Source organism: Rossellomorea oryzaecorticis (assembly GCF_038405515.1).
Lineage (GTDB): Bacteria > Bacillota > Bacilli > Bacillales > Bacillaceae_B > Rossellomorea > Rossellomorea oryzaecorticis_A.
Genome location: NZ_JBBYAF010000009.1, coordinates 1 through 15,190 on the forward strand (window position 1 = coordinate 1; position 15,190 = coordinate 15,190).

Here is a 15,190-nt window from a genome sequence, read left to right on the forward strand (position 1 = left end):
GTAGCTTATGTGAGACCCCGCAGGCAAAGCCGAGGAGGCTCACGGGCTACCCGCGGAAAGCGAAGTCTTGCACGGAAATCATTAGCGGTATTAAGGGACTAGACTGAGTTGTTCATAATTATATGGTGGTTTATTAGTTTTGTCCCAGCTTCATTTAGAAAAAAACACTTTCAAATAAGAGGTATAGCCCTGTAAAACTTAACAGCACATAGGTGAAAATCGTAAAAATCCGCTGATTGATCCAATTGAAGAGAACTTGGCCGATCAACAGTCCCAGAAGGACAATCGGGATCGCATAGAGGCTCGTTTCCCAGATGACCCGGTTTGTACCTGTAAACATCAGCTGGGTTGCCAAACTGATGAAATAAATAAAAAGATAGAATGCGAGTGTCGTCGCACGCAAGACGTCTTTTTTTGTACTTGTCCCTGCAAAATACAACAGTAACGGCGGGCCGGGCATTCCGATGCTCGTCGTCAGCATCCCCGATACCCCTCCTATCAGGTAGTCGCGGAATGGTGTCCGTTTGATTCGGAATCTCAACACGAGCAACACCGTAAGGACTAATAGCAAGATGCTGACTGCTATCTTGAAAGTGGTGAGATCATTGATGGTCATAAAGATGAATATACCGTTCGGGACACCTGCCACACTTCCAGCGATGAATTTCTTCATTAAATCAAAATCGATGGCTTTCCTGATTTTCCAGATGAGAGTCAGTGAAATCAGCAAGGAGAGGATGAGATTGATCTGGATGGCTTCGTTCGGCTGAAACAACAGGAGTAAAAACGGTGTCGCCATGATCGAGAAGCCGAATCCTGTACTTGTCTGCAGGATCGATGCGATTAAAATGATGCACATAAAGATGAATAAAGACGTCAAAATGGAAACCTCCTGTAATGTCCATCTCTATTTTACCATTAAACCGTACACACCCTCACGCCTTGACCTCGAGGAGAACAGGAAGTTGTGAGAACTTCTTCATGGCTCATCAAAAAAGGGGTCTATCCCGCTATCGGATAGACCCCTTACTATTTTTTTCCGGCTACAATTCGAGCTTCACCGTATCATCCACGTATTTTGTCGTATTATATCCTTGGATTTCAAGCGTTTCGGGGATGACTTTTTCACCTGTTTCGTTATTGCGTAACTCAAAGCTCTGAACAGTTTGTAAAAAGCGCGGCTGCTCGATTTCTTCAAATGGAAAATATAATTCTTGAGGATTATATTCATTCCCATGCTTATCAATCACGACCCCTTCTGAGCCCATCCCCATTGACATTTGGTCATACTCATTCTCCCCGGTCACATGGAATTGAAGGGAGTCATACTTGCGATTCTTCAGGTCACGGTTGCTGATCCTGATTTCCGTTGGGAATCCAATTTCCACCTTATCAATCGAGATCGTACTTCCCAGATACTCGAAAGTTTGCGGATAAGCTTTAGATGCATCGAGTTTAATTGATTTCGGTTCTTGTACAGACATTTGAATGGCACCGAACCGGACGGACAATCCTTTCAGATTTTCACCGTATCCAGAGTCAAAATGTGCTTGGAATGTATTCCATTCCATGTTTTCCGGATTTTCCACAAACGAGCTCCCGTACAGGTCTGACTCCAATCTTTTATCACCTGCCTGGATACTGTCAAAGTTGAGGATTTCAATCCGCTTTTTTTCCGGCTGATCATTCTTAAATCTATATTGGAGGAGTGTGGCTGTAGGTGCAATCGTGAGTTTGTCGAAACGCACTATGATTCCTTCAATTTCAGTATCTTGATAGAGTTTATGTACAACGGAAGGGTGTTTCTTTACCGGTAGTTTGAATGTCCACTCTCCGTGGGCAAATTCGGGCTCTTCGTAGGACCAAGGACGAAACTCACCTGGATGGTCGGGGTCATCAACAAATTTCTGTAATCTCGTAATTCTTAATTCGATGGTCCCGCTATCTTCTTTGAGAGGCAGGAGACTCATATGCCCCTCATAGACATTCTCCTTATCGTGAATATCAGTTGGATTGACAGGAGGTGAGTACCTTTGGTAAGCTTCCCGCTTCATGATCTCGCTTTCGTTCTGTACGAATACACCGTCCTGGGAATTCAGCACGTATTGATTGTCTTTTTTCATATCGGTGATTTCATAGAAGACAAGTGTCTGCACATCATCCGCAATCACACTTTTGATCTTGATATGCACGCCTTCGCTTTCCGCTTCAAGATTCAGCCGTTCCCCAAGGTCATGCTGAAGATAGGTACGAAGCTCCTCATTGTCTTCTGTCCAGGAATAATAGAGATTGCTGAAGCTTCCGGTGACAAAGCCGGTACACAACAGCAAGGCAAAGACACCTGCAAATGCAAGCCCGATGTTTTTACGTTTCTTTTTTTTCAGCTGCCTGCGTTTTTCCTTTTTCTCCAGCCTGACTTTCACGTTATCCATTACACTGGATGGGACTTCGAAATCTTCGGTGATGCCGGTTAGGGTCAGCATGGCATCTTGGAACGAGGCGAGGTCATCCTGACAGTCCTTACAATTGTAGATATGTATTTCTAATTCAACCTTTTGCGGACGATCGAGGGTCCTCCCCAAGTAGTCGAGGTAGTGCTGGTGGTATTCCATACAGCCGTTGAAGTTCGACCCGTATCCCATTTCTGTTCTAAACGACTGGATTCCAGAAAATATTCGTTCCTTCACGGTCTCGACATCAACAGGCAGAAAATGTGCCGAATCCTCAAGGGATAATCCCTTTAAGTATGTAAACGCAATTGCTTCCTTGTCTTCTGATTTCAGCTTATCCAGGGCATTGAATACGTCCTGCCTCGGTTCCGTCCTCTTTGAATCCTGAACTTGATTCTCTTTTGAAAACTCTCGGCATGTCTGGATGAAAATCGACGACGCCCAGATTTCAAATGATGTCTTTCTCTTAAAACGCGGCAGTTCCTCATGAATCTTAGTGATGGCGTTGTAAAAAAGTTCCTCCATTTGCAGCTGATTCCTGAGATATGACCAGCCTAGTGTATAGAATGATTGCTGGTTTTGTTCAACCCAATCAATGATGGACTCTATGTCCTTTTCTCTGATCCTGCTGATCACAAAGGGATCTGTCTTTCCGCTTGCCGGGATCATTTATTTGTCCCCCTTCAATGCTTATGTTTTATCACGAAATGACGAAATAGTATGAAAATGGATTCTATGAGTCTATATTACCATATTCAACCACTTGATAATATTGGTTGTTATAAAAAAAGCTGAAGTTCAGATGAAATAACTTTCAGCGTTCGCTCATGCGACGGCCAGCAGAGCGACACCGGAAGACACCCGGTTGAATCCTATGCCTATTCTCTCTCGGTTAATGAAGAGGAAGTTTTGAGCAATTTCAAAAAGAGAAGCTAATGAAAATAACAATCGCAGCAAAACTATCTATCAGGATTGACCAATTAATTTCAGACATAGGACGTCACCTTCGTATGAACTTTACCTGTTACTTGTTGATCTACCTTTTGGAGAATCCCTTTAACAATCCAGCCTTCTACTCCGTCTTTTTTAATCAAATCAAATCCGCTGCAGCTATCATCTACCAGAGATACGATGTCTTCTTTTTGCACATTGATCTGTGCACAGGAAAGATCGTTTTTCGCATGGGTTTGCCCATTTTCGTTCTGCTTGATATATTCATTTTTTACATATAGTCTATGTATGGTTTCGACCTGTTCACAGAGGGTGAAGTGTTCATCTTTGCGAATGGGGACGAGCTCATAGGACGGATATGAAATCGAACCTGTCAGAACTGGATCTGCATGAAAATCTTCTAGCACTTCACATTCGGGAAAATGGTCGGTATATTTATAGGAAAATGTGTCTTTATCGGTCGTTCGATCAATGATTAAGGCATTCAGCTGTCCGGTCTTCTTAATGACATTACCTCCATCGATGGCAATGATTTTTCGTGTTTCATCAATAATCGGATTATGAGACGGAATTTCGGATGAGTAGTTGACTACCGGCCAATGCCCGACGATTACGTACTTGTCAGCAGTGTGTGCGTGGTCGAGGAATGACCTGTACGTGATGGCTTTTATTCGATCAGTTTCCTTCCAATCTTCCACATCCTCAAGACCGGCATGGACGAAAATATAGTCGTTTGTTTCGATTGCAGTCGGCAGCCCCATAAGCCAATTGATTTCTTCTGAATATGGGCCCATCAGACATTGCTTTACCTCTTCGATCTTTGTATCTTCGTTTAATTCGAAACCAATTTGGTCAAGCCACTCATGGATAATCGAACGGGTCCTCGTTCTTAAGTAGTTTAGGAGTTTGGGGTTTTCTTCCACTAGATCTTCAACCAGTGTGTCACAATTGCCTTCCGTGACATGTACGTTAGGATTAGTCGCTGACAGTTCCATAATATAGTGTACAACTCCGTGACTATTGCTTCCTTTCTCACAAAGATCACCGTTTATGATTAAATAATCCTCAGGGCTTAAAGCTGCTTTTTTCAATAAATCTTTAAAAAGCTCTAATTCCCCGTGTATATCTGAAATGACAATAACTCTGGTATTGCGGGGTATCCATAACTCTTTGATCTTGTTCAACGCGGCTCCTCCTTTTTCCAGTCCTGTCTCCCGGTTTAATTTTAACATAATTTACCTTCGTATTTGTCAGAAAAAATAGACCCCAGGGAGAGGTCCATTGGAAAAAGAGCCACGGAACTTGTCACCATGGCTTGCGTGGTCCGTTATTTTTCTTTGACAGGCAGCACAACAGAAGAATATACTGAACCGTCTATTTCAATGTCCATCCTCCATTTACCGCTTAAAGGAAACCAAAGCGTCACTGGTTGTTCTTTCTCATTCGTTTGCGACACCGCCCTAGGCTCTATTTCCCCATGCCCATCGTGAGTGAATAAAAGACGCACTTTATCTGCCCCTATAGCTTCATCGGGCAGGATTAGGTTTGTCTCAAAGTTTTTCCCCTCTACAATTAATGAATTATATTCGATGCTCCCTTTCTCATCACCCAAATACAAATTACCTTCTGAAACATAATCTGGGCTGGTATGCCATTTAGCCCTCTCTTCTCCTGAGTAATGAAGAAAGACGAAGAGCACCACAAAAGCCAAACAAGCTGCTTGAGCTTTCCAGAATCCATTCACCGTTTTAAATGAATTCATCATTTCAGAGTAAGGCGCCACGATCTTCAGGATAAGAAACGCGACATTTAGAAATAGCAGCGCCAATGCGATGAATAAAAACATGTCATTCCCCCTAGAATTCTAAAATAACTTCTTAATTGAGTCTTATTTCCATTTTCCTCGCCTGCGTTTTCATCCCCATAGTTTCATAGAATTTAATAGCAGTCTCATTAAATTCCCAGACACCAAGTTCGAGGCTTACTGCCCCGACTTCTTTTGTAAACTCAATTGCTTTCTCAAACAATAGACGGCCCAATCCGTTGCCTCTGAAAGTTTCTTTCACTCCTAAATCCTCCATAAATACATAGGATTGTTTAACCACAGTTTCACGCTCAGTTGATTTGTTTTTCCTTAATATTGCAAAAACAATAATTTCTCCGTTGTACTCAATCATATAAATTATTCCCTCTTCATTGCTGACCAAGCTTTTGAAATACTCCCAGTCCAAGGTATTATCCGCGGGATTGTATTTATCTGGCCTGCCTTCCACATGAAGATCATGAACTTCTTTATGTATCGGCTTCAAACCTTCATAATCGGATAATACAGCCGGTCTTAGCCTATATTCCAAATTATGCTCCCCCTATATATCTATTAATAATCTTCACCTTTCACTTAATCCCAATTATTTCAAATCTAAGTTTATTAAACAACATTTCAAACCAAAGACAAAAGGTATCCTTGACTCTTACGTTGAAAAAACCCTTTAAAGTTACGTATTTGGACCTCCCATTAATTCAGCATAATTACCTTGCAGTTGAATTAAAATCAGTTTCAATACATCTTCCGGGGACATATCTTTAGTCAATTTCACTTCTCCTGCAACATCAAGATAATCTTTGGGATTCCACCATGTTCGTAAAGAATCTTCATTGAATTCCATCTTTTTCGAACTTGAGTTATGTCGAATTGCTGTTTCTTCAAAAGGTAAATCGAAATAATATGTATATGCATTTTGGTTAAAGAACTTGATTAAGTTATGAAGCATTTCACCATAACGAGGTTTATAAAAGATTCCTTCCACAATAACGAATTCACATTTATCTTTTCCGTATTCAGCGATTTGGCGTATTAAATCAATTGAAAGATTACCTTCTCTATCGTGCACCTTTAACATTTCACGGCGAACATTATCCTGTGAAACCAAGAGTGTTCCGAGCCCCAAATGATTCTGAAGATTTTTCGCGGTCGTTGTTTTTCCACTTCCAGAGTTTCCTCGTATGATTATTAGCTTAGTTTCCATAGTTCCCCCTACAAATCCATGCAATGTATTATGTAAATTTCCTCATATTGAATTTCTTGATAACTTCCTGTCTTAATCACGAAAGCCAGATAACTTATCCAGTGCCCTTGTCATATTTGAAAACATAATCTGCATTCCCAACTGGATTTACATGCTGGATGTAAAACTCTTCAGCTAACCAATATCGTCTTATATATTTATCAAGTCTCGCTTGGTAATCCCCGAGATAGACATCACGACCTAACACTCTTTCTGCTCGCATTTCATGCGGGCATTCGATAAATATCATGAAATCAAAGAATCCCTGCCATTCTTTTCTTTGCAGGAAGACGCCTTCCATCAGAATAATTGTGATGTGAATAAGGTGGATGGGCTTCGCTCTGATTGTGTCAGAGTGATGATCATAGAAAGGAAAAATGAGAGAATCGCAGTTTTGTTGCAGCTTTTGGAATAGTTCTTTTTGCAAGAATCCAATATTCCATTGAAGAAAATAATATTCATACCACTCTTCATTGCCAGTTCCATATCGTTTATGTCTTTCTACTATGCAATCGTCCATATGAAGAATTGTAGCCTGACAACCTGCTAGGTTTAATTCATCTCTTAGATTCTGAGCAAACGTCGTCTTTCCGGCTCCGCCTAATCCATCAATCCCCACAATCAAACGGCATTTTAATGGAAACGTACTGCGATAGTGCGATAACAATGTTTCTCTTACTTGATCAATAGACATTTTCATTTTCCTCGTTATGCTCGAACATTGTCGGATTCAATATTCACTCACCTTCCCAACATACTCCCCGTGCTTTTCAAACAGCTCATCCTCAAACTCCCCGCACCACTGCTTCACCTTTTCAATATCATTCGTTTCCAGCACTTTTTGATCCCATGGCATTCTGGTATGCCTTTTCGGATCCGCACGGTACTCATCAAAGAAGATGTAATAGGGTTCTTTGTCTTTTGTATAGCTGGAATATTTCCTGACTTCGTCCCATTCATCCTGAAAAATCGAGTGGTCGCGGTCTTCCTTGCACAGAATTTGTCCAGGATAAAGGAAGGGATATGTTTCCGTAAGTTCCCACAACTTTTGATCCGCCTCATTAAATTTCTCTTCATCTTCCTTTTCCATCACCACATAAGTGTAAATTTCATACCTGTTATCCACCTTCTGTACCTTTCTCGATGTTTTCACCTTCATCAAGACGATTAAAGCGATGATGATGCCAATGATGATATATATCACTGTTTTCAGCCTCCAATTCGAATATTTATTTTCGATATTATGGTTATCTTAATTCACGTTATGATTGGGGTATACTACCTATTCCGTCATGATATCTTTTTGATTTATGATCAAATTTTTTTAGGATTCTACAATAATCTTCCTCTCACTCGACTGAGAATATCGGCATCCTTCTCTACCAATTATTTCAAATTAATCTCAATAACTCAATCATTAACTAACAAAAGATAACGGGATATCTCCCACCTTTCCTATTTTTTATTTTATTTCTTTTTGAGGCATTCTCCTTATGAACGATATTTAAACATTTATTTTGCCCAGGACGATCTTCCTATACATTCCACTAAACATTAGTAACGTATCTTCTTTGACATATACAGTATCCTTGTTCTTCTCACACAGTTCTTCAAATTTGATTCCTATGTCAGTTCCCAAGAGCTTGATGATTGGTCTAATTGCTTTTTTAAATGGAGAAAGTCCTTTGTCTTTGGGGGCAAACTTGTCGAAGATGATCACTTCTCCGTTCAGCTTTAATACTCTCATCATTTCTTTGAGGCATCTGTCGGCTTCAGGGACAACCGATAATACGAGACTCGCAACAACTACATCAAACTGATTATCTCGTAAACTCATATCTCGAGCGTCCATTTTAATGAAATGAATGGCAGATCCTTTGAATTTATCTCTCGCTTTATCAAGCATATCCTCGGAGTAGTCTATTGCTGTAATCGTTAAATTGTGGTGATCAATCAGTTCCAAATCCGCTCCAGTTCCCACTCCAACAAACAGAATATGTTGGTTTTCCACAAAATTATATCCGCTAAATATCTTCTTTCGTGCCTTGAGGAAATGCCCGCTGTTAAAAAAACGATCGTAAAAAGGAGACCAAACTTTATAGATGAATTCATTCCAACGATTATCTATTTCATCACCTCATTTTATACGCTGTAACTGCTCTCCAAATCTAGAGACAAGCGAATCATATCCCTGCACTGTATCCCATTCTCGTAGATTTCTTCCTTGTAGTGTCTTATGAAGAAGTCCTGATCGACCCCTACGATTCTAAAGCCACATTTCTGATAAAGAGCCAGTTGCCCTATACCTGAATTTCCAGTACCTACTTCAATTGTTTTGTAGCCCTTGGTCCTGGCTGCCTTGATCGCATCCATCACCAGCTGTTTTCCGATTCCACTTCCATGCTGCTCCTCTGCAACAGCAACGTTCACCAACTCGATCGTCTCAGGTCCTGTTGGAAGCAAAACATACACCCCGACAATATTCTGCTCTTGTTCCGCAACGAAACATTCTCCCCTACTCACATATTCCACAACAATCTCTTCCGAAGGATCTGCCAATAATAACAATTCCAATGGGAGATCTTCAGCTTTGGTCAGTTTTCTGATGTTCATTTTTTTAACCTCATTTATATATTTATCTCCTCTGTCCTCTCTACTTTACAAATCTCAATCTCTTCTATTTGATTTTGTGCTAAGTTAATTGAGCGTTATGAATTCAGAATTCGATTATTGCCCTTCTTTTTAAGTGAGAGCACCATAGCTAAAATAAATACAATTACAGAAACTAATAAGGTTAATACTGTAGAGATAGGTGTAATAAATCCTATTGTTAAAAGAATAAAACCAAGAATAATTAGACCGATAACCATATATTTTCCCCTTTGAAAAATGTAATTTAGACTGAGTAGACAATGTCACTGGTTTTATTTTCAATTTGACCAGGATACTTCCGTGACGTTTCTTCGCGGTTTCTTACTTACTTAAAAATATCTTACTAACACCTTTAATGGCCTGGTTGTTTGTCCACTGAGCTCCTCGAAACAATCGATTAACTGGTCTGAGGTGATTTCTTGTTCAAAAACCATTGTTAAATAGGGGGCTTCTATACTCTCCTTAAAGAACCATTTTGAGTGTTCATGATAGTCCCAACCGTCACTTGAACCAACAATTCTCAGTTCCTTAGTGTAAAAATCTTCATTAAGGCAGAAAAGATCCTTATTGCCGTCAGATAAAATGCAAGCTTCCCCGTGATGCTTCAATGATTTTAGCAGGGTATGAAAAGCTTCCCCACTCGCCGAACACTCCAGCCCGCAGTTATAGAAGTCTGAAGGAACCTGCATTCTATCAGAATAGGTGTTTGCTGCACCAAAATCATTCGCCAGTGCTCTTCGTGAGGTATCCGGTTCCAAAACATCGATATGTTTTACATTCATATAATTTTTCAAAAAATGAACGGTCAATAATCCGATTGTCCCTGCACCAGTGACAAGAACTTTATCTTCGGGTCCAGGTTGGAGTTTCAATACTCCTTTTCCTGTATCACAAGATAGCGTATTTAGCAGAGCATGCAAATATCCCACTGTCTCCGGAACCTTGATTACTTTATTGGCTTTTACTATTCCAGCATTTTTATGCCCATAGAATGCCAGTACATGATCCCCCACTTCAATGTCTGCCACATTTTCTCCTTTGTCGATGACTCTGCCATAACTTTCGTAGCCTGTTTCCCGTGGGTAATGGGGATTGGAATCAGTAACATCCGATTCATTATATTGCGGCAATTCAGCGCCAATACTGATTGCTCCAGCTATAGTTTGGATTAAGATCTCATGCTTTTCTAATTGCCTTACATCATTTCTTCTCCATTCTAATTTTTGCTTCCCGATCAGTACAAGTGATTGTTGAATCATCAATTTCAGTCCTTAGTGATATGTTTTGTTTTAGCTTCGCATCCCTTTATACTCGTTATACAGTAGTTTCATAGCTTCCATTATTTTCTCATCTGCAGCCTTATTTGTGTTTCGATTCGGCAGTCCAGAAGCTCCCAAAGCGAATAGTAGGGGCTTGTCCTTAAAGTCTCCCAGAATACCTATATCGACGACAGCATTCTCTAATCCGCCTGTCATATGGTTGAGGTGAAAGTGTGGGATTCCCTCCACCTCCCCGTTTTGTCTTACAAGTCCGTTCATAATCGGTGTCCAAGTAAGGGGATTCTGTTTATATTGTTGAAAGATATGTATGAATAAATGGAGTATTTGATCGAGTTCCCCTTTGTTTTCACTATCCCTGGGATTTTCAGTAACATGCATTGTCGGGAACTTATCTTGAATTGATTTATTTATTTTATCCCACCCCCCGCAATATTGGACAATACGATTTGCGATGAAGCTGTCATGACAGGCAATCATCACTTCAATGGCTTCTCCCAGGGATAAGGATTTCCTTAGCTGAAAATGAGGGTACAATTCTGAACTGTCCTCCGCGGGGTTGAAAGAAATATCTTCAACAATGTTATCCCAGCTGACTTGCCGTTCCTCAACCCATTCAGCGATACAAAAGCCTATAGCAACTTTTGCAGCTGATGCAAGAGGTACTGTCATGTTTTCATTCATGGAATCCAGGAAAATAGATTTATCTGTTGAATAGACTGAGATACCGACTGTTTCTTCTTGTATTTCCTTTAACTTGTTAAGTACATTTTTCAAGTACTCATCCTCCTAAGGGCTATTTACGATGCAGCAGTATATTCTTCTATAATTACGTGCTCATTGGTACCCTTTAGTGATATGTGATCTTTCAATGTTTTATTTTCCATATTTACTTTCTTTATAAAATAGCAAAGAATGGCCTTTACCTACTTCCTCATTCTTCGCTTTCTTTATATTCTCTAAATGAATACTTTCTGTCGCTTCGAAAAAAGCATATTTTTCTCGGCAATGTTTTTCTACCATTCTCTCATCAACTAAGAGTTGATATAAATAATACTTTGAATCATTGATTCTATTTTCTATTTCTTTCTGATTTTCTGTTACGGAGCCGTGTCCAGGGATATGATAATTAATACTATGCCTACTTAAAATGTACTCAGCTGTACCTAAAGTTTTCACGTAATCTGTGTAGCTGCTGAATATAAAGGGAAATTCAACGTCCGATAAATAGTCTCCGGATAAAAATATTCCCAAGGGTTCTATTACAGTAAAAAGACTGTCATTGGTGTGCCCTGGTGCTTTATAAAACGTTAATGTAAGTTGCCCTAAATCTAATACTTCCCCATCCGACGAGACTGGGTAGTCCACAGAAGGATACACGGGCTCATAATTTCTTTTCAGATAATAACCTTGATCGAACTTATGTATCTTTTTAATCGTTTCATCTTTTTGTAAGTTATTTTGAAATTCTTCAGCAGCAATAACCTTTGCCTCTGGAAATGCCCCCGAACCGATAATATGATCAAAATCACTATGTGTATAGACAATATAAAGCTGTTTATTACCATTGTGCCTATCGATATATTCTCTTATTTCTTGAACTTCATTTGGTAACCAATTAGGATCGGTCATAATCATTACATCATCTGTTTGAATAATGGCTGTTGTTGTCATATACAAGGAACTTTGAAAAACTGTAATATGGTCTCTTTCGAAATGAATCATTGGTAGCCTCCCTATGCCATTTTCTTTTGTTCTTTCCATCTTATCTTCCTGACACTTATCCATTTAAATAATCAAACCGGCAGACTATCTCAATTCCAATTATTTCAAATAAAGACAGTTAACTCAATCGTTTATTTCAAAAAAAGAAGGCTACTCTGTTACGGATAAGCCACTTTAAGGTGAGTTTGGTTTGATATTATTTTCTATGCATCACTATTTGTGATTTACTTATCTTAAAGTTATTCTTCTCGTAAAATGGGATCAAGTCCTCTTCACAAAACAAGCTAATAATATCTATGTGTGAAAGTTCGTCTAATAATTGGGCCAGAAGCTTCGTTCCTATACCTGAATATTGAAAGTCTTTATGTATGACAACATCTTCTATGTATGCTCTAAATTTACCGTCGGATACAGCTCTTGCAAACCCTATAAGTTCACCCTTGTTCCAAGCGCCAACGGAATTCACCTGTTTTAGCATCTCTTCAATATCTTGTTCTTTTCTTCCTTCCCACCAACCTGCTCCTTTATAAAGTTTAATAAGTTCAATAGCATTAATTGGTTTTTCTTGAAAACTCAAAACGTCCACTTTCAGATGCTCCCCCTATACTTATTTTATGAAATAAAGACAAGCTGAAGAACACCTGCCGATCTTCAGCTTATTCTATACGCATTTTACATTTATGAGCCAAAATAGACATACCCATTTTTATGAACTGGTACTTGTAATTCTTCGGCGGCTGCCTTCAGTAAGTCTTGACAGAAGTAATAAGTACGTTTTTTAACAATTACATCCGTATCAAGCTCCAATTCTATTAAACTGTACACCGCTTCATTTCCATCTTTTTTTGTCATAACAACAATAACTGGTTTGCCCCAGAGCATTTGGTAAACAGCTTTCATAGGCATTGGATCCTTTGCCCATCCTTCTAAAGAATGATTTCTAATTGTTTCCCTCCCGTATTCAAATGAAGTATGGACAATATCGTTCACAGCATTATCATCAAGCAAACTAGCAATTGCATCAGGGTCTCTCCGGTTAAAAGCGTCTAAGTAGACTTCAATAACCGTATCTTTCAAAGAAAAACTTTCATGTTTAGGTTCAGAATGATGCTCCTCTTGATTTAGTTTTTTCAAATTTGTACGGGCTCTATGCAGGAGCGCCTTCACACTCCCTTCCGATAATCCCATCATTTCTGCCACCTCACTTCCTTGAAATTGAAAAACATCAAAAAGTAAGACAGCAGCACGCTGTTTTGGAGACAAATAGGTTACCAGCCTCTCAATCGCTTCCCTAACCTCAAACGGATCCAAGTCCTCATATGACTCTTCGGCATGTTCTTCTAAAATGATCCTATGTTGCTTTCTTTGTTGATTTAACCAAGTATTCGTCGCGATTCGAAATAAGTATCTTTTCGGAATCAACGGTTGAAATATTCTTGGTAAAGCGCTGTATGCCTTTAAAAGTGTTTCCTGCACTAAATCCTCCGCATCCCAAGGCGAACTGGTGATCATCCTGCAATATTTCCATAGTGCCGGCCTGTGTGGGATAATTAGTTGATCAAACTTCTTTTTAAGCTCTCGCATATCACTTGATACAGATTCAAGTCTATTCATTGACACTTCCTCCTTCTATCCATTCACTTTATAAACACAGTTAGGAGAATAAAAGATACGGGGAGAATGTTATTTTTATAAATTTAATAGCAATACCTTATATGCCATAACTAATTAAATGCTTCATAATTCTTCTTGTAAACTCTGTTCCTTGTCAAAACAGAACAACCGTTATGCTCAAATGTCTTTACCATTGGAACATTATTTCGACTTGTGGACCCTATATAATATTCAGCTTTAAAGACATTCTTTAATACATTCAATGCGTGCTGGTGAAGAGGTAGACTCTTTCCCTTGCCTCTCTCTTCAGGTATAAGTCCAAAGTAGAATAACCTGCCTTCTTTCAATGTCCCAGGTTCAATATGGGGAATCACCACACCTATTGGCTGATTGTTCTCGCAGGCAACCATACAGGATCTCTTATACCTCGGACCTAACTCCACTTCCACGCTTCGCATTTGTTCTTCCATCGTTAATGAGGATGGCGAATTCAGTGAACCTTTCATGGATTCTTCCCATACCCTTTTAAATTCATTTATAGATATGTTTTCTAAATCCTTTAATGAAAAGTCGGATATTTGCTCAGATGATTCATTTAAATCTTTATAGACAGAAAGGTTTTCATCGTGAAGACGGAATCCATATTCCTCTAACATTATGTCCACCTCGTTATTAAATTTAGAGTCAACAAGGATGTTTACATTCTTCGCTGTTTTAACATACGGCAGATTCATAAAGAATGGTATAAAGTCATTGAATTCTTTATTCGTTAAATGATTTGTATCTTCTATCGTTACAAAACCTTCTCCTTTTATAATTTTTATTTTTTCCAATAAACCTGCCTTCATTTAAACTCAACTCCTCATTGTACAGGAGTAGATACCTCCCATAAACGTTGTACATTCACTAATTCCTGCCCATCGAATTCCATTCTATAAATATCTGGTTTGGAAGTACGATGCAGAAATTTCAAATCAAAGCGGGGATCAAAGTGTGCCATCATCAACGTCATAATAGCGCCGTGAGTACCGACAACCACCTTCTTTCCCCTATAAGTATCCAATAGACCTTTCAATACGTTTACTGCTCTCTTTTGACAATCAGCATTTGACTCTCCACCCTGTAATGAAAATTGAGGGTCTAAAAACGATTTCTCCAACAGTGGAACTAATTCCTTGTCAGATACTCGCTCGGCTGCAGATGAAAATATTCTTTCTTTCAAATCTTCAATTACTACTACTTCTTTTCCTATTTGTTGTCCAGCTTTTTCAACCGTTAGTATTGAGCGCAGGTACGGACTCGAAACAACAACATCAACTTTTTCCTCTTTCAATCTGTCAGTTATTCTTTGAGCATCTAGTAGACCTTTTCCAGTTAATCCCCTTGTTCTTTCTTTACCGTCCTTAGGTGAATCTCCGTGTCTTACCATATAAATCATTGTTGTCGACATACAATT

The 15,190-nt window shown here is 39.3% G+C and carries 17 protein-coding genes; all 17 read right to left on the minus strand.

Annotated elements, in window-relative coordinates:
* Positions 1-154 precede the first annotated feature (154 nt).
* Positions 155-880, minus strand: a complete 726-nt coding sequence (locus AAEO50_RS06300) for a sulfite exporter TauE/SafE family protein (RefSeq protein WP_341981635.1) — start codon at positions 878-880, stop codon at positions 155-157.
* 163 nt (positions 881-1,043) lie between these two features.
* Entirely contained in the window at positions 1,044-3,119 is a 2,076-nt protein-coding gene (locus AAEO50_RS06305) for a DUF4179 domain-containing protein (protein WP_341981637.1), read from the minus strand.
* 317 nt (positions 3,120-3,436) lie between these two features.
* Complete coding sequence (locus AAEO50_RS06310) at positions 3,437-4,585, minus strand: metallophosphoesterase (RefSeq protein WP_341981640.1); 1,149 nt, start codon at positions 4,583-4,585, stop codon at positions 3,437-3,439.
* A 143-nt stretch (positions 4,586-4,728) separates the two neighbouring features.
* Positions 4,729-5,247 (minus strand): hypothetical protein, encoded by a 519-nt coding sequence (locus tag AAEO50_RS06315; RefSeq protein ID WP_341981642.1) that lies wholly within the window; start codon positions 5,245-5,247, stop codon positions 4,729-4,731.
* Between the two features lie 31 nt (positions 5,248-5,278).
* Positions 5,279-5,755 (minus strand): GNAT family N-acetyltransferase, encoded by a 477-nt coding sequence (locus AAEO50_RS06320; protein ID WP_341981643.1) that lies wholly within the window; start codon positions 5,753-5,755, stop codon positions 5,279-5,281.
* 141 nt (positions 5,756-5,896) lie between these two features.
* Complete coding sequence (locus AAEO50_RS06325) at positions 5,897-6,427, minus strand: kinase (RefSeq protein ID WP_341981645.1); 531 nt, start codon at positions 6,425-6,427, stop codon at positions 5,897-5,899.
* Between the two features lie 94 nt (positions 6,428-6,521).
* On the minus strand, positions 6,522-7,160 hold the full coding sequence (locus AAEO50_RS06330; protein WP_341981647.1) for a kinase: 639 nt from the start codon (positions 7,158-7,160) through the stop codon (positions 6,522-6,524).
* Positions 7,161-7,196: 36 nt separating this feature from the next.
* Positions 7,197-7,670, minus strand: coding sequence for a hypothetical protein (locus AAEO50_RS06335; RefSeq protein WP_341981649.1), 474 nt, complete (start codon positions 7,668-7,670; stop codon positions 7,197-7,199).
* Positions 7,671-7,970: 300 nt separating this feature from the next.
* The gene (locus AAEO50_RS06340; RefSeq protein WP_341981824.1) at positions 7,971-8,594 is read right to left on the minus strand and encodes a class I SAM-dependent methyltransferase; all 624 of its coding nucleotides are present in this window, start codon (positions 8,592-8,594) and stop codon (positions 7,971-7,973) included.
* A gap of 14 nt (positions 8,595-8,608) precedes the next feature.
* Positions 8,609-9,079, minus strand: coding sequence for a GNAT family N-acetyltransferase (locus tag AAEO50_RS06345; RefSeq protein WP_341981651.1), 471 nt, complete (start codon positions 9,077-9,079; stop codon positions 8,609-8,611).
* A 368-nt stretch (positions 9,080-9,447) separates the two neighbouring features.
* The gene (locus AAEO50_RS06350; RefSeq protein ID WP_341981653.1) at positions 9,448-10,377 is read right to left on the minus strand and encodes an alcohol dehydrogenase; all 930 of its coding nucleotides are present in this window, start codon (positions 10,375-10,377) and stop codon (positions 9,448-9,450) included.
* 30 nt (positions 10,378-10,407) lie between these two features.
* Positions 10,408-11,172: a serine hydrolase gene (locus AAEO50_RS06355; RefSeq protein ID WP_341981654.1), complete on the minus strand. Its 765-nt coding sequence runs from the start codon at positions 11,170-11,172 to the stop codon at positions 10,408-10,410.
* Between the two features lie 99 nt (positions 11,173-11,271).
* Positions 11,272-12,120 carry an MBL fold metallo-hydrolase gene (locus AAEO50_RS06360; RefSeq protein ID WP_341981655.1) on the minus strand — a complete coding sequence of 283 codons (849 nt, stop codon included), beginning with the start codon at positions 12,118-12,120 and terminating at the stop codon, positions 11,272-11,274.
* Positions 12,121-12,316: 196 nt separating this feature from the next.
* Complete coding sequence (locus AAEO50_RS06365) at positions 12,317-12,706, minus strand: GNAT family N-acetyltransferase (RefSeq protein ID WP_341981656.1); 390 nt, start codon at positions 12,704-12,706, stop codon at positions 12,317-12,319.
* A gap of 92 nt (positions 12,707-12,798) precedes the next feature.
* Entirely contained in the window at positions 12,799-13,734 is a 936-nt protein-coding gene (locus AAEO50_RS06370; protein WP_341981657.1) for a sigma-70 family RNA polymerase sigma factor, read from the minus strand.
* A gap of 110 nt (positions 13,735-13,844) precedes the next feature.
* Positions 13,845-14,582, minus strand: coding sequence for a GNAT family N-acetyltransferase (locus AAEO50_RS06375; protein WP_341981658.1), 738 nt, complete (start codon positions 14,580-14,582; stop codon positions 13,845-13,847).
* A gap of 14 nt (positions 14,583-14,596) precedes the next feature.
* Positions 14,597-15,184, minus strand: a complete 588-nt coding sequence (locus AAEO50_RS06380; RefSeq protein WP_341981659.1) for a histidine phosphatase family protein — start codon at positions 15,182-15,184, stop codon at positions 14,597-14,599.
* Positions 15,185-15,190 lie beyond the last annotated feature (6 nt).

Bases quoted from the DNA above. Each gene is read 5' to 3' on its own strand.
- AAEO50_RS06305 (WP_341981637.1), bottom strand. From the start codon at position 3,119: ATGATCCCGGCAAGCGGAAAGACAGATCCCTTTGTGATCAGCAGGATC.
- AAEO50_RS06315 (WP_341981642.1), bottom strand. From the start codon at position 5,247: ATGTTTTTATTCATCGCATTGGCGCTGCTATTTCTAAATGTCGCGTTT.
- AAEO50_RS06325 (WP_341981645.1), bottom strand. From the start codon at position 6,427: ATGGAAACTAAGCTAATAATCATACGAGGAAACTCTGGAAGTGGAAAA.
- AAEO50_RS06330 (WP_341981647.1), bottom strand. From the start codon at position 7,160: ATGTCTATTGATCAAGTAAGAGAAACATTGTTATCGCACTATCGCAGT.
- AAEO50_RS06345 (WP_341981651.1), bottom strand. From the start codon at position 9,079: ATGAACATCAGAAAACTGACCAAAGCTGAAGATCTCCCATTGGAATTG.
- AAEO50_RS06350 (WP_341981653.1), bottom strand. From the start codon at position 10,377: ATGATTCAACAATCACTTGTACTGATCGGGAAGCAAAAATTAGAATGG.
- AAEO50_RS06360 (WP_341981655.1), bottom strand. From the start codon at position 12,120: ATGATTCATTTCGAAAGAGACCATATTACAGTTTTTCAAAGTTCCTTG.
- AAEO50_RS06370 (WP_341981657.1), bottom strand. From the start codon at position 13,734: ATGAATAGACTTGAATCTGTATCAAGTGATATGCGAGAGCTTAAAAAG.
- AAEO50_RS06375 (WP_341981658.1), bottom strand. From the start codon at position 14,582: ATGAAGGCAGGTTTATTGGAAAAAATAAAAATTATAAAAGGAGAAGGT.
- AAEO50_RS06380 (WP_341981659.1), bottom strand. From the start codon at position 15,184: ATGTCGACAACAATGATTTATATGGTAAGACACGGAGATTCACCTAAG.